Source organism: Microbacterium sp. NPDC028030, assembly GCF_040637855.1.
In the GTDB taxonomy this organism is placed as follows: domain Bacteria; phylum Actinomycetota; class Actinomycetes; order Actinomycetales; family Microbacteriaceae; genus Microbacterium.
The window spans coordinates 1,653,329-1,672,217 of record NZ_JBEZXF010000001.1; the positions used below are offsets into that span (position 1 = coordinate 1,653,329).

Annotated in this window: 19 protein-coding genes and 1 tRNA gene; 13 read left to right on the forward strand and 7 right to left on the reverse strand. The window is 68.7% G+C overall.

Translation table 11 applies throughout. The features are described 5' to 3' along the window. Window positions 1-18 precede the first annotated feature (18 nt). The 6 genes from AB0E56_RS08220 (at window position 19) to AB0E56_RS08245 (ending at window position 6,931) form a co-directional block, all read left to right on the forward strand. A complete protein-coding gene (locus tag AB0E56_RS08220) occupies window positions 19-1,299 on the forward strand; it encodes an aspartate kinase (protein WP_359798089.1) in 1,281 nt (426 codons plus the stop codon). A 270-nt stretch (window positions 1,300-1,569) separates the two neighbouring features. Continuing rightward, the gene (locus AB0E56_RS08225; protein ID WP_359798091.1) at window positions 1,570-2,640 is read left to right on the forward strand and encodes an aspartate-semialdehyde dehydrogenase; all 1,071 of its coding nucleotides are present in this window, start codon (window positions 1,570-1,572) and stop codon (window positions 2,638-2,640) included. A gap of 105 nt (window positions 2,641-2,745) precedes the next feature. Next, window positions 2,746-4,176, forward strand: coding sequence for a malate dehydrogenase (quinone) (mqo, locus tag AB0E56_RS08230; RefSeq protein ID WP_359798274.1), 1,431 nt, complete (start codon window positions 2,746-2,748; stop codon window positions 4,174-4,176). A gap of 9 nt (window positions 4,177-4,185) precedes the next feature. Then, a complete protein-coding gene (locus AB0E56_RS08235) occupies window positions 4,186-4,839 on the forward strand; it encodes a thymidine kinase (protein WP_359798092.1) in 654 nt (217 codons plus the stop codon). Window positions 4,840-4,938: 99 nt separating this feature from the next. After that, window positions 4,939-5,703, forward strand: coding sequence for an FCD domain-containing protein (locus AB0E56_RS08240; RefSeq protein ID WP_359798094.1), 765 nt, complete (start codon window positions 4,939-4,941; stop codon window positions 5,701-5,703). Further along, window positions 5,672-6,931, forward strand: a complete 1,260-nt coding sequence (locus AB0E56_RS08245) for an alpha-hydroxy acid oxidase (RefSeq protein WP_359798095.1) — start codon at window positions 5,672-5,674, stop codon at window positions 6,929-6,931. Before AB0E56_RS08240 ends, AB0E56_RS08245 begins: the two co-directional genes overlap by 32 nt. A 28-nt stretch (window positions 6,932-6,959) precedes the next feature. Here the strand turns inward: AB0E56_RS08245 and AB0E56_RS08250 are convergent, their stop codons facing one another. The 6 genes from AB0E56_RS08250 to AB0E56_RS08275 all read right to left on the reverse strand — a co-directional run bounded on the left by AB0E56_RS08250 (window position 6,960) and on the right by AB0E56_RS08275 (window position 12,771). Beyond that, window positions 6,960-7,802: a DUF1295 domain-containing protein gene (locus AB0E56_RS08250; protein WP_359798096.1), complete on the reverse strand. Its 843-nt coding sequence runs from the start codon at window positions 7,800-7,802 to the stop codon at window positions 6,960-6,962. A gap of 49 nt (window positions 7,803-7,851) precedes the next feature. Further along, entirely contained in the window at window positions 7,852-8,607 is a 756-nt protein-coding gene (locus AB0E56_RS08255) for an HAD-IIB family hydrolase (protein ID WP_359798097.1), read from the reverse strand. Then, the gene (locus AB0E56_RS08260; protein ID WP_359798098.1) at window positions 8,604-9,080 is read right to left on the reverse strand and encodes a VanZ family protein; all 477 of its coding nucleotides are present in this window, start codon (window positions 9,078-9,080) and stop codon (window positions 8,604-8,606) included. Before AB0E56_RS08260 ends, AB0E56_RS08255 begins: the two co-directional genes overlap by 4 nt. 66 nt (window positions 9,081-9,146) lie before the next feature. Further along, window positions 9,147-9,223: transfer RNA gene (locus AB0E56_RS08265), tRNA-Pro, on the reverse strand. 57 nt (window positions 9,224-9,280) lie between these two features. Beyond that, window positions 9,281-10,222, reverse strand: a complete 942-nt coding sequence (locus tag AB0E56_RS08270; protein ID WP_359798099.1) for a metallophosphoesterase — start codon at window positions 10,220-10,222, stop codon at window positions 9,281-9,283. Continuing rightward, complete coding sequence (locus tag AB0E56_RS08275; RefSeq protein ID WP_359798100.1) at window positions 10,213-12,771, reverse strand: transglycosylase domain-containing protein; 2,559 nt, start codon at window positions 12,769-12,771, stop codon at window positions 10,213-10,215. Before AB0E56_RS08275 ends, AB0E56_RS08270 begins: the two co-directional genes overlap by 10 nt. Before the next feature lie 89 nt (window positions 12,772-12,860). Between AB0E56_RS08275 and AB0E56_RS08280 the strand changes: the two genes are divergently transcribed. Next, window positions 12,861-13,085, forward strand: coding sequence for a hypothetical protein (locus AB0E56_RS08280; RefSeq protein WP_183150688.1), 225 nt, complete (start codon window positions 12,861-12,863; stop codon window positions 13,083-13,085). Beyond that, on the forward strand, window positions 13,082-13,540 hold the full coding sequence (locus tag AB0E56_RS08285; RefSeq protein WP_359798101.1) for a RidA family protein: 459 nt from the start codon (window positions 13,082-13,084) through the stop codon (window positions 13,538-13,540). Before AB0E56_RS08280 ends, AB0E56_RS08285 begins: the two co-directional genes overlap by 4 nt. Before the next feature lie 87 nt (window positions 13,541-13,627). Here the strand turns inward: AB0E56_RS08285 and acs are convergent, their stop codons facing one another. Beyond that, window positions 13,628-15,595 (reverse strand): acetate--CoA ligase, encoded by a 1,968-nt coding sequence (acs, locus tag AB0E56_RS08290; RefSeq protein ID WP_359798102.1) that lies wholly within the window; start codon window positions 15,593-15,595, stop codon window positions 13,628-13,630. 401 nt (window positions 15,596-15,996) lie between these two features. On the opposite strand from acs, the gene AB0E56_RS08295 reads away from it, so the two are divergent. From AB0E56_RS08295 to AB0E56_RS08315, 5 genes are read left to right on the forward strand one after another with little or no spacing between them, the layout of a single operon-like run. Beyond that, window positions 15,997-17,004, forward strand: a complete 1,008-nt coding sequence (locus tag AB0E56_RS08295) for a TadA family conjugal transfer-associated ATPase (protein ID WP_359798103.1) — start codon at window positions 15,997-15,999, stop codon at window positions 17,002-17,004. Next, window positions 16,998-17,900, forward strand: a complete 903-nt coding sequence (locus AB0E56_RS08300; RefSeq protein WP_359798105.1) for a type II secretion system F family protein — start codon at window positions 16,998-17,000, stop codon at window positions 17,898-17,900. The genes AB0E56_RS08295 and AB0E56_RS08300 overlap by 7 nt, the downstream gene beginning before the upstream one ends. A 49-nt stretch (window positions 17,901-17,949) precedes the next feature. Next, window positions 17,950-18,147 (forward strand): DUF4244 domain-containing protein, encoded by a 198-nt coding sequence (locus AB0E56_RS08305; RefSeq protein WP_359798107.1) that lies wholly within the window; start codon window positions 17,950-17,952, stop codon window positions 18,145-18,147. 44 nt (window positions 18,148-18,191) lie between these two features. Next, on the forward strand, window positions 18,192-18,542 hold the full coding sequence (locus AB0E56_RS08310; RefSeq protein WP_359798109.1) for a TadE family type IV pilus minor pilin: 351 nt from the start codon (window positions 18,192-18,194) through the stop codon (window positions 18,540-18,542). Continuing rightward, a complete protein-coding gene (locus AB0E56_RS08315; RefSeq protein WP_359798110.1) occupies window positions 18,542-18,868 on the forward strand; it encodes a helicase in 327 nt (108 codons plus the stop codon). Before AB0E56_RS08310 ends, AB0E56_RS08315 begins: the two co-directional genes overlap by 1 nt. Window positions 18,869-18,889: the final 21 nt, after the last annotated feature.

Below are 18,889 nucleotides of genomic sequence, written 5' to 3' on the forward strand. Positions count from 1 at the left end.
ACATCCCAGGGAGTGAACGTGGCCCTCATCGTGCAGAAGTACGGCGGCTCGTCCGTCGCCGACGCAGAGAGCATCAAGCGCGTCGCGAAGCGCATCGTCGACACCCGTCGCGCCGGACACGACGTCGTCGTGGCCGTCAGTGCCATGGGCGACACGACCGACGAGCTGCTCGACCTCGCCAATGAGGTCGCGCCCATCCCCGCGCCGCGCGAGCTCGACATGCTCCTCTCCAGCGGGGAGCGCATCTCGATGGCGCTGCTGGCCATGGCCATCCACTCGATGGGCTTCGAGGCCCGCTCGTTCACGGGCAGCCAGGCGGGCATGATCACCGACTCGCAGCACGGCGCGGCCCGCATCGTCGACGTCACCCCCATCCGTCTGCGCGAAGCGCTCGACGAGGGTGCGATCGTGATCGTCGCCGGATTCCAGGGTTTCAACCGCGATACCCGCGACATCACCACGCTCGGTCGCGGCGGCTCCGACACCACCGCCGTCGCCCTCGCCGCCGCGCTCGACGCCGACGTGTGCGAGATCTACAGCGATGTGGACGGCATCTTCACCGCCGATCCGCGCGTCATCCCGAAGGCGCAGAAGCTCGATCACGTCTCCAGCGAGGAGATGCTCGAGCTCGCCGCCAACGGCGCCAAGGTGCTCTACATCCGCGCTGTCGAGTACGCACGCCGTCACGGCGTCCTGATTCACGCTCGGTCGACGTTCTCGTCGGCCGAGGGTACATACGTTCTGGGCGAGGGCATGAAGAACCCTCGCGAAGCCGAGGGAGCAGTCATGGAAGAACCGATCGTCGCCGGCGTAGCCACCGACTTCAGCCAGGCCAAGATCACGGTCGCGGGCGTGCCGGACGTTCCGGGCAAGGCCGCCGAGATCTTCAAGATCGTCGCCAAGTCCGGCGCCAACGTCGACATGATCGTGCAGAACGTGTCGGCCACCGGACGCACCGACATCTCCTTCACCGTCCCGAAGGCGGATGCCGCCGCGGCGCTCAAGGCCCTCGCCGGCGACCAGACCGAGGTCGGCTTCCAGAACCTCATCCACGACGACCAGATCGGCAAGCTGTCGGTGGTCGGCGCGGGGATGCGCACGCACTCCGGTGTCTCGGCGACCCTGTTCGAGGCGCTGTCAGCCGGCGGCATCAACATCGAGATGATCTCCACGTCGGAGATCCGCATCTCGGTGGTGCTCCGCGACACCGACCTGACCGAGGCGGCGCGCACCGTGCACACCGCCTACGGTCTCGACGGCGACGCCGAGGCCACGGTCCACGCCGGCACCGGCCGCTGATCCGACCCGGCACCTCCTTCTCACACGGCTGTCGCATCAGGCGATCCCGCCGAATCAGGCGCGCGCGGCCGACATCCGCCTGATCCCGCGTGATGGCCTGTTCTCGAGATGGAACTTCATCGGTGCCCGGGGCGACATGCGGGTGGCCCCCAGCCGCATCCGACCGCGATAGACTCACCGAAACCTGACACCGGCGCCAGGCGCAGCCTCAGCATCCCGACGCCGCGCCCGAAGCCTCGTACGCAGTACCGCACGACGCCAAGGAACCTCATGACCCGCATCTCCGAATCAGGACTCTCCGTCGCCATCGTCGGCGCCACCGGCCAGGTGGGCACCGTGATGCGCGAGATTCTCGCCGAGCGGTCTTTCCCGATCCGCGATCTGCGCTTGTTCTCCTCGGCGCGCTCCGCCGGTACCGCGATCGAGTTCGGCGGCGCGACCGTGATCGTCGAAGACGTCGAGACGGCGGATGCCGCGGGCATCGACATCGCCCTGTTCTCCGCCGGTGCCACCGCGAGCCGGGCCTACGCACCGCGCTTCGCCGCCGCCGGCGCCGTGGTCGTCGACAACTCCAGCGCGTGGCGGATGGACCCCGAGGTGCCGCTCGTCGTCAGCGAGGTCAACCCGCACGCGATCGACGACCGGCCCAAGGGCATCATCGCGAATCCGAACTGCACCACGATGGCCGCGATGCCGGTGCTCAAGGTCCTCGACGCGGAGGCGGGCCTCGAGCGTCTGATCGTGTCCACCTATCAGGCCGTGTCCGGCTCCGGTCTCGCCGGCGCCCAGGAGCTGCTCGGCCAGGTCGAGGGCGTCCTCGCGCAGGGCGACACCCTGCGGCTCGTGCACGACGGCTCCGCGATCGACTTCCCCGAGCCCGAGAAGTACGTCGCCCCGATCGCGTTCGACGTGATCCCGTTCGCCGGCAACCTCGTCGACGACGGCGACAACGAGACCGACGAGGAGAAGAAGCTCCGCAACGAGAGCCGCAAGATCCTCGAGCTCCCCGACCTCCGCGTCGCCGGTACGTGCGTGCGGGTCCCGGTCTTCACCGGTCACTCGCTCTCGATCCACGTCGAGTTCGCGCGCGACATCACGCCGGAGCGTGCTCGCGAGGTCTTGAGCGCGGCGCCCGGTGTCGTGCTCGACGAGGTGCCGACGCCGCTCCAGGCCGCAGGCAAGGACCCGAGCTTCGTCGGCCGGATCCGCGCCGACCAGTCCGCGCCCGAGGGCAAGGGGCTCGTGCTCTTCGTCAGCAACGACAACCTCCGCAAGGGCGCAGCGCTGAATGCCGTCCAGATCGCCGAGGTGCTCGCGGAGCGTCTCGCGCCGGTGAGCTGAGTCCCCGCGCTCCGATGCCGTCGCATGGTCTGCGGCGGCGCGCCCGCGAACTAGACTGGTTCGGTGACTGAAAACGTCGATGTCGTCCTGATCGGCGGTGGCATCATGAGCGCCACCCTGGGTACTCTGCTGCACGAGCTGCAGCCGGAGTGGAAGATCGTCGCGTTCGAGCGACTCTCGGATGTGGCCCAGGAGAGTTCGAACCCGTGGAACAACGCCGGCACGGGTCACGCCGCCCTGTGCGAGTTGAACTACATGCCGCAGCAGGGCGATGCCCCGCTCGACCCCGCCAAGGCGGTGTCGATCAACGAGCAGTTCCAGCAGAGCCGTCAGTTCTGGTCGTCGCTGGTGGAGAAGGGCGTGCTCGACGCGCCGTCCACCTTCATCAACGCCACCCCGCACATGACGTTCGTGCGCGGCGAGAAGGACGTGGCCTACCTCAAGGCCCGCTACGAGGTCCTCAAGGAGCAGCCGCTGTTCGCTGGAATCGAGTACAGCGAGGACTCCCGCGTCATCAACACCTGGGCGCCCCTGCTCATGCAGCATCGGCGCAAGGGTGAGCCGTTCGCCGCGACCCGCGTGCCGGCGGGAACCGACGTCGACTTCGGCGCGCTCACGCATCAGCTCTTCGACCACCTCACCGACTCCGGCGTCACGCTGCGCACGAACCACGAGGTGCGCAGCCTGAAGAAGCAGAAGGACGGCACCTGGCTGGTCAAGTACCGCAACAGCATCGGGCACACCCCGAACGAGGTCAGAGCGCGCTTCGTGTTCGTCGGCGCCGGCGGCTGGGCCCTCAAGCTGCTGCAGAACTCCGGCATCCCCGAGATCAAGGGCTACGGCGTCTTCCCGATCGGCGGCCAGTTCCTCAAGACCAGCAACCCGAAGATCGTCGCGCAGCACAAGGCCAAGGTCTACTCCCAGGCGTCGGTCGGCGCGCCGCCGATGTCGGTGCCGCACCTCGACACGCGCGTCGTCGACGGCGAGTCCTCGCTCATGTTCGGTCCGTTCGCGACGTTCAGCCCCAAGTTCCTGAAGAACGGCTCGATGCTCGACATCGTGTCGCAGGTGCGCGCGCACAACCTTCTCCCGATGCTGCAGGTCGCCGTCAAGAACCCCGACCTCATCACCTACCTGATCGGCGAGCTGCTGAAGAACCACGCCAAGAAGGTCGACAGCCTGCGCACGTTCATGCCCACGGCGAAGGATGAGGATTGGACGCTCATCGACGCGGGACAACGTGCCCAGGTCATGAAGAAAGACCCGAAGAAGGGCGGCATCCTCCAGTTCGGCACCGAGGTCGTCGCAGCCTCGGACGGGTCGATCGCCGGTCTTCTCGGGGCCTCGCCCGGCGCGTCGACGGCCGTGCCGATCATGCTCGACCTGCTCAAGAAGTGCTTCCCGGCGGAGTATCCCGGGTGGGAGCCCGACCTTCGTGCGCTCATCCCCACCTTCGGCAAGAAGCTGAACGATGATGCGGCGCTGGCGGAGGAGTCGACCGAAGCGACCGCCGCCGCCCTCGGCATCAACGTCTGAGGTCGCACCGTGGCGAAGCTCTACTTCCGCTACGGCGCGATGAACTCGGGCAAGTCGACCGCTCTGCTCCAGGCGGCGTACAACTATGAGGAGCGCGGGCAGCACGTGCTGCTGGCGAAGCCGGCGATCGACACCAAGGGGGCGTCGGAGATCGAGAGCAGGCTCGGTGTCACCCGCCCTGTCGACTTCCTGATCGCTCCCGACGACGACGCGCGCGTGCTGTTCGCGGAGCACCGGCAGCGGCTGCAGCATGCGTCCGACGACGCGCTGCTTCCCGGCAGGCCGAGCGATGTGGCCTGCCTGCTCATCGACGAGGCGCAGTTCCTCACTCCGAGCCAGGTCGACGACCTCTTCCGCATCGCAGTGGAAGACGGCATCCCGGTCATGGCCTACGGCATCCGCAACGACTTCCTCACCCATGCGTTCCCCGGATCCGCGCGTCTGCTGGCGATCGCGCACTCGCTGGAGGAGCTCAAGACGATCTGCCGCTGCGGGCGGAAGGCCGTGTTCAACGGTCGCGTCGTCGGAGGACGATTCGTGTTCGACGGAGACCAGGTCGCGATCGATGAGGGTGCGGTCGGCACCGCGTCGCCGGAGCTCACCACCTATGAGTCGCTGTGCGGCACCTGCTACCTCGAGGAGTCCGGCGGCCGCCTGGGCTGATCCCTCCGACGTCGTCCGAGCGCATCCCGTCTGCGGGGTGCGCTCGTTTGCGTGGTCTGACCACACGGGGTAGCCTGTGGTCAGACCACAGGAGGACGTATGGCCGACCAGCCGACGCGCGCATGGCAGCTCGTGCTCGAGCACATCGAGCGCGACCTCCTCGACGGCCGCCTCGGGCCGGGCGACCGCCTGCCATCGGAGCGCGACCTCGCCACTGCTCTCGGCGTCGGTCGATCGAGCGTGCGCGAGGCGTTCCGCGTCCTCGAGGTCATGGGCCTCATCCGCACCGCGACCGGGTCGGGCCCGCAGTCCGGTGCGATCGTCATCGCCACTCCGACCGGGGGGATGTCGGCCCTGCTCCGGTTGCAGGTCGCGGCTCAGGGCTTCCCCCTCGATCACGTCGTGCGCACGCGACTCGTGCTCGAAGACGCCGTCGTCGCCGAGATGGCCGCGGCCCCGCAGCGCGACACAGCGCACGCCCATCGGCTGCTCCAGGCGATGGATGCCCCGGAGCTCGCGCCGGAGGAGTTCCTCGCGCTCGACGCCCAGCTGCACCTCTCCCTCGCTGAGGCGAGCGGGAACACGGTCATCGCCGCGATGATGGCCGGCTTGCGTTCCTCGATCGAGTCTTACGTGCAGGCGGGCGTCTCCGCGATCCCGGATTGGGAGGCGATGGCCGCGAGCCTCCGTGCGGAGCATCGCGCCCTGGTGTCGGCGATCGATGCCGGCGACGTCGACGCCGCTCGCGCCCTCGTGCGCACGCACATCACCGGCTATTACACGTCTGCGGGCCTCACCCGCGACATCTCATCCCCGAACCGAGAGGCAGACCATGGTGCAGCGCCAGCTCCCCAACCCCGCTGAGCTCCTCGAGCTCATGAAGTTCAAGAAGCCGGAGCTCGACGGCAGGAAGCGCCGCCTCGACGCCGCGCTGACGATCAACGATCTGCGGACGATCGCCAAGCGCCGGACCCCGAAGGCGGCGTTCGACTACACCGACGGCGCCGCAGAGGGTGAGCTCTCCCTCACGCGGGCGCGTCAGGCTTTCCAGGATGTGGAGTTCCACCCGGGGATCCTGCGCCCTGCGCCCGACGTCGACACGAGCGTGGAGATCCTCGGCGGTCCGTCGGCTCTGCCGTTCGGCATCGCTCCGACGGGTTTCACACGCCTGATGCAGACCGAGGGCGAGGTCGCCGGAGCGGGCGCGGCGGCTGCCGCCGGCATCCCGTTCACCCTCTCCACCCTCGGCACCACGTCGATCGAGGGCGTGAAGGCCGCCAACCCGCACGGGCGCAACTGGTTCCAGCTCTACGTCATGCGCGACCGCGAGATCTCGTACGAACTCACCCGTCGCGCGGCGGCCGCCGGCTTCGACACCCTGCAGTTCACCGTCGACACTCCCGTCGCCGGTGCGCGACTGCGCGACAAGCGCAACGGGTTCAGCATCCCGCCGCAGCTCACCCTGGGCACGATCATCAACGCGATCCCGCGCCCCTGGTGGTGGTTCGACTTCCTGACGACGCCGAAGCTGGAGTTCGCCTCGCTGAGCACCACGGGCGGCACGGTCGGCGAGCTTCTGGACGCGGCGATGGATCCGACGATCAGCTATGACGACCTCGCGGTCATCCGTGACATCTGGCCAGGCAAGATCATCATCAAGGGCGTGCAGAACGTGGAGGACTCCGTGCGGCTGCGCGACGAGGGGGTCGACGGCATCGTGCTGTCGAACCACGGCGGCCGTCAGCTCGACCGTGCCCCCATTCCGTTCCACCTGCTGCCCGAAGTCCGCAAGGCGGTGGGCGACGACTTCACGGTCATGATCGACACCGGCATCATGAACGGCGCCGACGTCGTCGCCGCCGTCGCGCTCGGTGCGGACTTCACGCTGATCGGGCGCGCCTACCTCTACGGTCTGATGGCCGGCGGTCGTCAGGGCGTCGACCGGACGATCGCGATCCTGCGCAGCGAGATCGAGCGGACGATGCGACTGCTCGGCGTGTCTTCGCTCGCCGAGCTCGAGCCAGGTCACGTCACGCAGCTGACGCGCCTGGTCCCGGTCTCGCGCGCGGCCTCCGAGGCTCGCGTGCACTGAGAGAGACGACCGAGCGGTGGCCCCGTGATCAGGACTGCGGGGCCACCGCGCGGGTGCGGGGTGGCAGCGGCACCAGCATGGACGTCGTCCGGCGGTACTCCGCATACGCCGGGTACTTCGAGGCCGTGATCGACTCGGTGAAGATCGTCGATCCGAGGAACAGCAGGGTCAGCAGCACAGGGCCGACGATCGTCGGATTCACCGCGCCGCCGATCACACCTGCACCGCCCGTGACCGCTGCCGTGGCTCCGATCGCGTAGAAGGCCCACCACTGCGCCTGCTCGAAGAAGAAGTTCGGGTGCCGGCTGTAGCGGAACAGCCCGGTGGTCGCGAACCCGGGTTCTAGGGTGCCGCCGGCCTGCTTCTTGCGCTGATGGAAGCGCCACTGCTGCTGGTCGGCCACGGTCTCACCGACCAGGAACCCCAGGAATGCGGTGACGAACACCGCGTCCCACACCGTGAGGGCGGAGGGGTTCTCCGCCGCGACCAGCGCGGGGAGGGTGATCAGCACGAGCAGAGTCATCTGATAGACGATGATGAACAGCGCGTTGAAGACCTGGAACTGCCACGGACGCATGCGGCCACGCAGGATCGCCCAGCGGTAGTCCTCCATGCCCGTGTAGCCGCCCTTGCGCGCGAAGTTGAAGGTGAGGCGTGCCCCCCAGGCGGTGGCGAGCACGCCCATGATCACCACGCGGGCGGAACCGTCGCCGTCGGCGAAGGCGCCGGCCACGAAGATCCAGACGTACACGACGGGCACGATCGACCAGGCGCGGTCGACCCACGACGTGTCTCGCGTGATCAGCGACAGGATCCAGCACACGGCGCTCGCGGCCGCGGCGACGATGATGACGATCAGCAGCGCATCCATGACGACATGCTAGGGCCCCTCGGCGGGCGGGGTGCGCCGACCCGCGAGGTCAGAGTGCGCGCAGCAGCACCTCGAGCTTGTCGGCCGTGTCCTCCCAGCCGTCCACCGCCACAGAAGGCACGCCGATGGCCAGCACGGGGTAGTCGTTGCCGCCCTCGTCGAGGCGGTCGCCGTAGAACAGCATGTCGGTCAGGGCGATCCCCGTGTGCGCAGCGAGCTGCCGCATGCCGAACGCTTTGTCGATCCCGGCCTGGGTGATGTCGATCGAGGTGGATCCTCCCGAGCGCACCTCGAGTCCAGGAAGACGGGCGGCGACGGCGTCGCGCAGGGCACCGCGCTTGCTCCCGGTCGGGTCCCACTCGTGCTTGGCCTCGCGAGGGGCGCGCTGCCCCAACGCCGAGAAGGTGATCTGCGAGCCGCGGTCTTCGAGGATCTCGCCCCAGGGCTCCGCCTCCCACAGCCCGAGACGCTCGGCCTCTTCACGCAGCGCCGTCAGTGCGGCACGCTTCTCCTCATCGCTGAGGTCGTGCGCGTAGACCGACGTGAAGTCGGTGCCGTCGTGGCGGAGATAGCGTGTGCCGCAGGTGGGCAGCAGGTGAAGGCGTGCGAGGTCTGCGGCGTCCGCATCACCGAGACGCGCGACGACCTGCGAACGGAACTGTGCCTCGTTGCCGCCGGAGATGATGGCGACGTCGACCGTGCGGAGGAGGGCGCGGAGAAGATCGGCGATCCGCGGGTCGATCACACCCTTGGACGGGGCGAGCGTGTCATCGAGGTCGAAGGCGACGAGTGCGGGCGCGTTCATGATGCCTCCAGCCTAGAAGGTGAATCCTGTGAGGAGCGTCGGGCGACCAGGACCGTGCAGAGCACTGCCAGCGCGACACCGACGGCCGCTCCGGTGGAGTTGGCCAGGACGTCGGTCACGGTCGCCGCGCGGTGCGGCAGAGCGACGCGCTGCGCGGTCTCGATCGCGACGGACAGCACCGGGCCTGCCAGCAGGGCGAGCAGCCAGACACGACGGGGGAGCAGCACGAACGCCAGGATGCCGACGGGGACGAACACCAGGATGTTCGCGATGATCTCGAGACGCGTGAAGTCGAGCGAATTCCAGCCGAGGCGGTGCGCAACGCCCAGGACCACGTCGAGCAGGTTCGGCATCGCCTGTTCGATCCGCGACGGGGTGAGCGTGAGGGCGGCGAGACCGGCGAGGAACGGGATGGCCAGCACGAGTGCCCAGGCCCTGGTGAAACGGCGCGGCGGCGGGAGCAGAGAGCCCATGCGTTCCCTTCGTGCGCGAACCCGATACAGAGAAGGCCGCCCCTGGGGGCGGCCTTCCGGTGTCACTGGTCGGGGTGACAGGATTTGAACCTGCGACCTCTTCGTCCCGAACGAAGCGCGCTACCAAGCTGCGCCACACCCCGTTTGCAACCCTCCGAGTCTACAGGGAAATGCTCTGCGCACCGAATCGAGGCGGTCGATCAGCTCCGTGCGGTCAGGGTGAGCAGCGTCGCCTCGGGGCGACAGGCGAAACGGACCGGCGCGTAGATGGAGTGCCCGCACCCGGCGCTGACGTTGAGCGGCACGGAGCGGCCACCGTGCGACCAGGTGCTGAGCCCCTTCGCCTGCTTCAACGGGATGTCGCAGTTCGCTACCAGGGCGCCGTAGCCGGGGAGGCAGACCTGCCCGCCGTGGGTGTGCCCGCCGAGGATCGCGTCCGCGCCGAGGTCCGTGAATCCGTTGAGCACCCGCTGGTACGGCGCGTGCGTGACGCCCAGCATCGGAATCGTGGCGTCCTCGCGTCCGAGGTCTGCGATGGCGGCCGGAAGCACGTCGAGACGGTCCCAGTCCCGGTGGGCGTCGTTCACCCCGAAGACGTCGAGCGCGGCTCCGGCGACCGTGAGCCGTGCCGCAGCGTTGTTCAGGTCGGTCCAGCCGAGCTCGTCCGTGAAGTAGCGGTCCATCGCCTCAGTGTCGAGATGCGCGGGCTCGCGATGCTTCTTCGACGGTCCGAGGAAGTACCGCAGGGGGTTCCTGGGGGAGGGAGCCGTGACATCGTTCGATCCGTGCACGAACACGCCGGGAATGCCCGCGAGCGGGTCGAACGCGCGTCGGATGCCGTCGAGACCGTTCACGTGCCCGAGGTTGTCGCCGGTGTTGACGACGAGATCGGGTTTCAGTGCGGCGAGCGAGGCCAGCCAGTCCTGCTTGCGGTGCTGCCACGGCGCCATGTGCGCGTCGGAGAGGTGCAGGATCCGCAGGGGCTTCGACCCCTCGGGGAGGCCGGGAGCGGTGACGTCGCGCACCGTGAACAGGTAGCGCTCGATGCCGATGCCCCAAACTGCCGCGGCCGCACCGACGGCCCCCACCGCGCCGAGCGCGATGAGGGCCGGGTGCGCCGTCCGGCCGGTACCTACTGACACGTCACGGTGATGCCGGTGGTCTTGCTGGTCGCCGTGCCCGGCGGGGGATTCGTGGACGCCACGACCGCGCTCGGCGGGTTGCAGGAGTTGTCGATGTCGATCGACGTGAACCCCGCACTTCGGAGGGCCGCCGTCGCCTCGGTGGGCGATTTACCGACCAGATCCGCCGGCACGGTCGTTCCCTGGCCGTTGCTGGGCGAGATGGTGATGGTCGCGCCACCGGCCGCCTGTCCGGACGGATCCTGAGCGGCGACGATGTTCGTCGGCTTGTCGCTCTCGACGGGATCGCCGTTGTTGACCGAGAAGCCCCGGCTCTCCAGCGTCGACCTCGCCTCATCCATCGTCATGCCGACGACGTTCGGTACCTCGGTGACCACGCGGCGGGTCAGGTTGCCGTACTCTTCGGGGAACCTGTCGCCCCCGTACGCGGCGTTCGCGGCCGCCTGCGCAGCCCTGGCCAGCGGGTACCGCATCTCATTGAGCCGGTAGTTGCCCGCCCACTTCTGATAGATGTCGGCCTGGCCCTTCCAACGGCCGGCCCACACGGCGGTGGTGACCTTCGTGCTCGACTCGATCATCATGGTGGACCAGCGGTCGTGCGTTCCGGTCTTGCCGATGAGGGGCGTGCCGTCGTTGGGATTCGCATCCCGCCCGGTGCCGCCGTTCATCACACCCTGCAGGGCATAGGCTGCCGTCGCAGCGACTTCCTTGGAGATGACACCTTCGGTGCATGATGCCGCAGGCAGCTCTCGCTCCTTGCCATCGGGGCCGACGACGCGGTCGATCGCTCGCGGCGTGCAGTACGTGCCACCGCTCGCCACCGTGGCGTAGGCGCCGGCCATGGCGATCGGCGAGATGTTCTTCGGGCCGAGCACGTCGTACGGCACGTTCTCGTCGGTGACCTTCTTGCCGCTGGCGAGCGTGACGCCCATCCGGTCGGCGACCTCGTTGATGTCGCAGATGTCGAGCTTCGACGCCATGGCGAAGTACCCGCTGTTGAGCGAGTTGCGCGTGAAGTTCATGACCGACCCCGTGGATCCGCCGCCCCCACCGAAGTTGCCGATCTCCTTGGTGTTCGTCGGCTGCGGAACGGTGCAGACGGGGATCTTCAGGTTCGTCTGCACGCGGCCGTTGAGCACCTCGTTGACGGAATGGCCCTTCTCGAGCCAGTCGATCAGCGTGAACAGCTTGTACACCGATCCCACCTGGAAGCCGCCGGAATTGCCGTGCAGCTGGTCACCCGCGAAGACGAGGGAGGTCTTGGCGAGGTCGTCGGTCGGGGTCTCCACGAACTGCGTGTTCTGGGTCATCGAGAGGATGCGACCGGTGCCGACCTCGATCGAGACCCCGGCGGCGCCGAAGTAGTTGTTGTCGTAGTTCGCGGGGACGATCTCGCCCATCGTGCGGGCGGCATCGTTCTGGATGCGGAAGTCGAGCGACGTGTAGATCTTGAGCCCGCCGCGGCGCAGGAGGTCGCGCCGATCCTGGTCGGTCGCCCCGAAGGCCTCGTCGTTCTCCACGATGGACTTCACGTACTGGCAGAAGTATGCGTTCGGGCCCGCGCCTCCACAGCCCTGGGTCGGGACCTTGATCGCGGGCGTGATCGGAGCGGCCTTGGCCTCGTCGTACTGCGCCTGCGTGATCTTGCCGTCGGCGAGCATGCGGCCGAGCACGTAGTCGCGGCGGTCCTTGGTCCCCGCGTACCCGTCGGCCTCGCTGTTCTGGGCGACGCCTTCCTTATTGGTCCAGGTGCCTTCCTTCTTGTCGATCCGGTACGTGTTCGGATTCTGCACGATGCCGGCGAGGGTCGCGGCCTGTGCCACGGTCAGGTTCGCCGCCGTCGTCGAGAAGTAGTAGCGCGACGCGGCCTCGATGCCGTAGACGGTGCCGCCGAAGTTCGCGATGTTGAGGTACCCGAGAAGGATGTCGTTCTTCGAGTAGTCCTTCTCGATCTGGATGGCGTAGCGCATCTCCTGCAGCTTGCGCTCGATGCCGTCGGCGCCCGTCGCCTCCGTCGCATCCCGCCAGCACTGCTGCAGCTCCTCGGAATACGTGTCGGAGGTGGTGTCGACGTTCTGCTCGCACTCCTGGATGCGGACGTTCTTGACGAACTGCTGGCTGATCGTCGACGCGCCACGGCTGGAGGTTCCGCGGACGTTGTCGATCAGCGCCTTCACGGTGGCGCCGACATTGACGCCGCCGTGACTGTAGAAGCTCTTGTCCTCACTGGAGAGGATCGCGTCGTACAACACCGGAGAGACCTGGTCGTACTTCACGGGAACGCGATTCTGCTCGTAGAACGAGGCGAGGGCGATGTCCTTGCCGTCCTGATCGGTCGCGTAGATCGTGGACTGCTCCATGGGGTTGTCCACCTGCAGGACCTCGGGGAGCTCGTCGAAGAGCGTGAGCGCCTGGGCGCCGGCGAGTCCGGACATCGTCAAGACGGGGGTGACGCTGGCAGCGACCAGGAGTCCGGCGACGGCGCTCAGACCGACGAGCCCGACGAGACCGCCGAGGACGCCTCTCACCGTGCGATTCTTTTGGGGCATACGCTTGATCGTAGGGGAGTTCCCTGAATACCACCTTTGACGAGCCCGGCCCCGGATCAGGGTGTCGCGCCCCGATCGACAGGAGTGCCATGACCACGTGGGAGTATCTCACCACGCCGCTGCTGATCCACAACACCGCTGCGATCCTCAACAACTGGGGCAAGCAGGGCTGGGAGCTGGTGCAGGTCGTGCAAGGTCCCGAGGGAGGGCTCGTCGCCTACCTGAAGCGCCCCGTGACCACCGACGCCTCGGCAAACGCGGGGCTCGCCGCCGCGGAGCAGGCTGCCCGCCAGTTCGAGGGAGGACAGGCGTGAGCGTCGCCGCCCGTCTCTCCGAGCTCGGTATCGAGCTTCCCGCCGTCGCCGCTCCCGTCGCGGCCTACGTCCCGGCCGTCGTCCACGGCGGGCTCGTGTACACCTCGGGTCAGCTGCCCTTCGTCGACGGCACTCTGCCGGCTGTGGGCAAGGTGGGGGCGCAGGTCTCGGCGGAAGACGCCAAGGCCTATGCGCGCACCTGTGCGCTGAACGCTCTCGCCGCGGCCGCCGACGCGGCAGGTGGCGTCGACCGCATCGCCGGAGTGCTGCGCGTGGGGGGATTCGTCGCCTCCGCTGACGCATTCACCGGTCAGCCCGGCGTCGTCAACGGTGCGAGCGAGGTGCTCGGCGAGATCTTCGGCGATGCGGGGCGCCATGCCCGCGCGGCCGTCGGGGTCGCGGAGCTTCCGCTCGGGAGCCCCGTGGAGGTCGAGGTGACCTTCATCCTCGCCTGACTCGCCGTCGGCATCCGTGTCGATCGCAGAACGAGGAACGCGCCTCCCCGTCTCGGGGAGGCGCGTTCGTCGTATGGGGTGACGGACCTACTTCACCTGAGCCGAGATGATGCTCATCACCGCGGTGTCCGCGAGCGTCGTGGTGTCACCGACCTCGCGCCCCTCGGCCACGTCGCGCAGGAGGCGCCGCATGATCTTCCCCGAGCGGGTCTTGGGCAGCTCGCCGACGATGTACACGTCGCGGGGACGAGCGATGGCGCCGATCTGCTCGCCGACCCACAGGCGCAACTGCTGGGCGAGACCGGCGGGCTCGTGTTCTGCGAGGTAGCTCTCCTTGATGATGACGAAGGCGACCACGGCCTGGCCGGTCGTCTCGTCGGATGCGCCGACCACCGCGGCCTCGGCCGTCGCCTCGTGCGCCACCAGCGACGACTCGATCTCGGCGGTGGAGAGACGGTGCCCCGAGACGTTCATGACGTCGTCGACGCGGCCGAGCAGCCACAGGTCGCCGTCCTCGTCGAGGCGCGCGCCGTCGCCGGCAAAGTAGTAGCCCTGGTCCTCGAACTTCTCCCAGTAGGTCTCGCGGTAGCGCTCCGGATCGCCCCAGATGCCACGCAGCATGCTCGGCCACGGCTCGGTGATCACCAGCAGTCCGCCGTTGCCGTTGCCCACCTCGACGCCCTGCTCGTCGACGACATCGATCGAGATGCCGGGAAGCGGGACCTGTGCGGATCCGGGCTTGGTCTCGGTGACACCAGGGAGTGCCGACACCATGATCGCGCCGGTCTCGGTCTGCCACCAGGTGTCGACGATCGGGGTCTTGCCGGCGCCGATCACCTCGCGGTACCACATCCATGCCTCGGGGTTGATAGGCTCGCCCACCGATCCCAGCAGACGCAAGGATGACAGGTCGAACTTCTTCGGGACGCTGCGGCCGATCTTCATGAACGAGCGGATGGCGGTCGGGGCGGTGTAGAAGAGCGAGACCTTGTACTTCTCGATGATCTCCCACCAGCGCCCGGGGTGCGGCGTATCCGGGGTTCCTTCGTAGAGGACCTGGGTCGCGCCGTTCGCCAGAGGCCCGTAGGTGACGTAGCTGTGTCCGGTGATCCACCCGATGTCGGCCGTGCACCAGAACACGTCGGTCTCCGGGTGCAGGTCGAACACGTACTTGTGGGAGTACGCGGCCTGGGTGAGGTAGCCGCCGGAGGTGTGCAGGATGCCCTTGGGCTTCCCCGTCGTCCCCGAGGTGTAGAGGATGAAGAGCGGGTTCTCAGCGGGGAAGGCCTGCGCGGTGTGCTCGGTCGAAGCCTCGGGCACCACGTCGTGCCACCACAGGTCGCGACCTTCGATCCAGTCGACGTCGTTCCCGCCGCGCTTGACGACCAGGACGTGCTCGACGGTCTGCTGCTCGCCCTCACCGCGGTCGGCCAGCGCCTGGTCGACCGCGGGCTTGAGCGCCGAGACGCGACCCTTGCGGTAGCCGCCGTCGGCGGTGATCACGAGCTTCGCTCCCGCGTCGTCGATGCGCGAGCGCAGACTGTCGGCGCTGAACCCGCCGAAGACGACCGAGTGGATGGCGCCGAGGCGCGCGACCGCGAGCATCGAGGCGATCGCCTCGGGGATCATCGGCAGATAGATCGCGACGCGGTCGCCCTGACCGATGCCGAGTCCGGACAACACGTTCGCGACGCGCTTGACCTCGTCGGTGAGCTCCGCGTAGGTGATGCGGCGGGAGTCGCCGGGCTCGCCCTCCCAGTGCAGGGCGACGCGATCGCCGTTGCCGGCTTCGACATGGCGGTCGAGGCAGTTGTAGGCGACGTTGAGCTCGCCGTCGTCGAACCACTTGGCGAAGGGCGGGTTCGTCCAGTCGAGCACCTGTGTGAACGGCTTGTGCCAGTGCACGAGCTCGCGGGACTGCTCGCCCCAGAATGCCTCGCGATCGGTGGCAGCGCGCTCGTACAGGGCAGGCGACGAGATGGTCTGGGCGACGAACTCCTCCGACGGCGCGAACCGCCGGGTCTCGTCGAGAAGGTGATCGATCTGGCTGCTCATCGGCAGGCGCTCCTTTGCGGCATTCGGGTCGTTCGAGCGTGGTCGCGGGGGTGGTCGACCAGGTCACGGTGAATCTATCCTCGTGACCCGGGGGCGCATACTGCCGAAAGTCGGTAGTCGCGTCGGTTTTGTCAGGACGGTCGCCTTGCGTACACTCGACGACAGCCGAAATCTCATTCCGGCCTTGGCGTGCCCGATTCCCCCAATCGTGGTCCGCCGTGGGCGGCATCTCATTCCCCCCGTGAGATGCCGCCCATTCCGTTGGGAGCGCTCTCGGATGCGGCCGCCCGCTCGCGCCGAATTCCTGCACCGGATGGGGGAGGGATCGGCTTCTGCACAGTCCTCGAGTCATCGAGGAACGCCGGGAACCGGGGTGGCGCACCGCGGCCTAGCGTCACGGTATGACAGATTCCTTCGTCATCCAGCCCAGGGGAGACTCGCGTGTCGCGCGCTCGGCGGACGCGGCCTCCGAGCCGCTGCACCTGGATCACGCCTTCGGTCCCCTCCGCGCTCATATCGACGAGACCGTCACCGACGTCTTCGTCAACGGGGCATGCGGTCTGTTCGTCGATCGAGGGCACGAGCCCGAAGCCGTGGCCGACTGGCGGGCGTCGGAGCGGGAGGTCCGCGAGCTCGCCGTCGCCCTCGTCGGTCTCGGTGGACGCCATCTCGACGATCAGGCACCGTGCGTCGACGTTCGTCTGAACTCCGGAATCCGCGTGCACGCCGTCCTCGCACCTGTCTCGACCACGGGAACCGCTCTGTCGATCCGCATCCCCAGGGTGCGCGCCGCAGATCTCGACGCTCTCGCGGCCCTCGGCGCGTTCGGAGCGCGCCAACAGGCATGGTTGCTCGACCTCGTCGCGAAGCGCGCGAACATCCTCATCACGGGCGGAACCGGAACCGGCAAGACCACGCTGCTCTCCGCACTGCTCTCGGCGGTGGCGCCGACCGAGCGGATCGTCACCATCGAAGACGTGGCCGAGCTGCGCCCCCGCCATCCGCATCACGTCGCGCTCGAGGCGCGTCAGGCCAACCTGGAGGGCGCAGGAGGGATCACCCTCGCCCGCCTCGTGCGCGAATCCCTCCGGATGAGGCCGGACCGGCTGGTGGTCGGCGAGTGCCGCGGCGAAGAGGTTCGAGAACTGCTCACAGCGCTGAACACCGGGCACGACGGGGGTGCGGGCACTCTGCACGCCAGTGGACTCCGGGATGTTCCCGCTCGGCTCGAAGCCCTCGGTGCTCTGGCGGGCATGGACGCCGTCGCGCTTGCGCGTCAGTCCGTCAGCGCCTTCACCGTGGTGCTCCACCTCGACCGGGCTCCGGGCGGAGTCCGACGGATCCACAATGCAGGACGCCTCGTGATCACCGGCGACCGCCTCGACATCCAGGAGGTGAGTCCGTGGTGATCCGGCTGCGCGGACGCGCAGGCGGATCGAGCGACGGTGTGGACGTGGCTGCATCCGTGCAGACGCTGGCGGTGCTTCTGCAGGCGGGAGCGGTGCCGCTGATCGCGTGGCGCCACGTCGCCGGAACCGGAGACCAGCACGCTGCGGCCGTGGTCGAGCGGGTCGACCGCGGCGTCCCCCTTCTGCCCGCGATCGAGGCCGAGGGAGGCGCGTGGGTCGACCTGGCGGCGGCGTGGGAGATCGCGACGACGGTCGGCGCCCCGCTCGCGGAGGTTCTCCGGATCATCGCCGAGTCGCTCCGCGACGCCTCGGCCGCCGCCGACGACGTGCGCATCGCCCTCGCCGAGCCCGCAGGGACCGCTCGACTGCTGCTCTGGATGCCCTTCGCCGGACTCGTGCTCGGCTTCGCTCTCGGGTTCGACACCCTCGGCGTCGTGACCGGGAACCCTCTCGGCGCCCTCTGCGTGATCGTCGGCCTCCTCCTCGTGCTCGCCGCACGTGTGTGGACGGGACGACTGCTGCGGCGCGCGCGACCGGCACCGGGAATCCCGGGCATGCAGGCAGAACTGATGGCCGTGGCGCTCGCGGGCGGCGTCTCCATCGACCGAGCGCGGCGACTGGTCGCCGAGAGCTCGGCATCCGTCGGAGACGATGAGCGGATCGACGCCGTGCTCGATCTGTCGCGTGCCGCTGGCGTGCCCGCTGCCGAACTCCTCAGGGCATCCGCGGCACAGGACCGCCACTCCGCCAGAGTGCAGGGGCGCCTGCGCGCGGCGAAGCTCTCGACGCGACTCTTGATCCCGCTGGGCGTGTGCACGTTGCCGGCATTCCTGCTGCTCGGTGTGGCTCCTCTTCTGCTCAGCGTCCTGGCGTCGACCCCCTTGCCGTCGTCGTGACCACCCCCAGATCACCCGATGCGCCGCATCCCAGAGAAAGAAGAACATCATGAAGAACATCCCCCGGTTGGATCGACGCCGTGCAGCAGGACTTTTCGGCGACGACACCGGCGCAGCGACCGCCGAGTACGCGATCACCACGATGGCCGCTGTGGCCTTCGCCGGTCTCCTCGTCGCGATCATGAGATCCGACGAGGTCCGCGGCATCCTGACCGACCTCGTGCGGCGAGCGCTGACGGTGTCGTGATGCGTGCGGGGGGAAGGTCCGGCGGTGGACGCCGGTGCCGTACCGTGTCGCGCATCGAGCGCGACCAGGGCGAGCGCGGATCGGTCGCCGCCGAGCTCGCGCTCGCGCTGCCCGCGGTGGTGCTCGCGTTCCTGCTCGGAGCGGGTGCGCTCGGTGCGGCGGCGCGCCAGGTCGCCCTGCAAGACGCGTCGGCCGACGCCGCCCGTCTCCTCGGGCGCGGTGAAGGGGCCGCGGCGGCGGCACGGGTCGTGCACGTGGCGGTCCCCGCGGCGAACGTCTCCTCCTCCCGTTCGGGCGATCTGGTCTGCGTCACGGCCACCGCCGAGGCGACGGTCGGCACCCTCATCCGGGTGCCGCAGCAGGCGTCGAGCTGTGCGCTCGACGGCGGCCTCTGATGGCGGGCACGGCCCTTGCCGCCGGCGTCCTCGCGGTCGCGGCCGCACTGTCCCTCGGGTTGGCAGCCGTCGGAGGAGCGTGCGTCACTGCGCAGCGCGCGGCAGGTGCCGCCGACGCCGCAGCGCTCGCAGCAGCAGATACGGCCAGCGGAGCCGTGCCCGCTGCGGACGCGCCGTGCACGGTCGCGGGGCGGGTGGCCGAGGCGGCGGGTGCCGCCCTCACCGGCTGCACCCTCGAAGGCTTCGTGGCGACTGTGGAGGTCCAGGCGGCGTACGCTGGTCTCGCAGCCGTCTCCCGAGCCCGTGCCGGGCCACCCGAGGGATGATGACGGCCGTGCGACCTCGCT

Excerpts from the sequence above, each read along its gene's own strand:
- AB0E56_RS08225 (WP_359798091.1), top strand. The coding sequence starts at position 1,570 with ATGACCCGCATCTCCGAATCAGGACTCTCCGTCGCCATCGTCGGCGCC.
- mqo (WP_359798274.1), top strand. The coding sequence starts at position 2,746 with ATGAGCGCCACCCTGGGTACTCTGCTGCACGAGCTGCAGCCGGAGTGG.
- AB0E56_RS08240 (WP_359798094.1), top strand. The coding sequence starts at position 4,939 with ATGGCCGACCAGCCGACGCGCGCATGGCAGCTCGTGCTCGAGCACATC.
- AB0E56_RS08245 (WP_359798095.1), top strand. The coding sequence starts at position 5,672 with ATGGTGCAGCGCCAGCTCCCCAACCCCGCTGAGCTCCTCGAGCTCATG.
- AB0E56_RS08250 (WP_359798096.1), bottom strand. The coding sequence starts at position 7,802 with ATGGATGCGCTGCTGATCGTCATCATCGTCGCCGCGGCCGCGAGCGCC.
- AB0E56_RS08255 (WP_359798097.1), bottom strand. The coding sequence starts at position 8,607 with ATGAACGCGCCCGCACTCGTCGCCTTCGACCTCGATGACACGCTCGCC.
- AB0E56_RS08260 (WP_359798098.1), bottom strand. The coding sequence starts at position 9,080 with ATGGGCTCTCTGCTCCCGCCGCCGCGCCGTTTCACCAGGGCCTGGGCA.
- AB0E56_RS08275 (WP_359798100.1), bottom strand. The coding sequence starts at position 12,771 with ATGCCCCAAAAGAATCGCACGGTGAGAGGCGTCCTCGGCGGTCTCGTC.
- AB0E56_RS08280 (WP_183150688.1), top strand. The coding sequence starts at position 12,861 with ATGACCACGTGGGAGTATCTCACCACGCCGCTGCTGATCCACAACACC.
- acs (WP_359798102.1), bottom strand. The coding sequence starts at position 15,595 with ATGAGCAGCCAGATCGATCACCTTCTCGACGAGACCCGGCGGTTCGCG.
- AB0E56_RS08295 (WP_359798103.1), top strand. The coding sequence starts at position 15,997 with ATGACAGATTCCTTCGTCATCCAGCCCAGGGGAGACTCGCGTGTCGCG.
- AB0E56_RS08305 (WP_359798107.1), top strand. The coding sequence starts at position 17,950 with ATGAAGAACATCCCCCGGTTGGATCGACGCCGTGCAGCAGGACTTTTC.
- AB0E56_RS08315 (WP_359798110.1), top strand. The coding sequence starts at position 18,542 with ATGGCGGGCACGGCCCTTGCCGCCGGCGTCCTCGCGGTCGCGGCCGCA.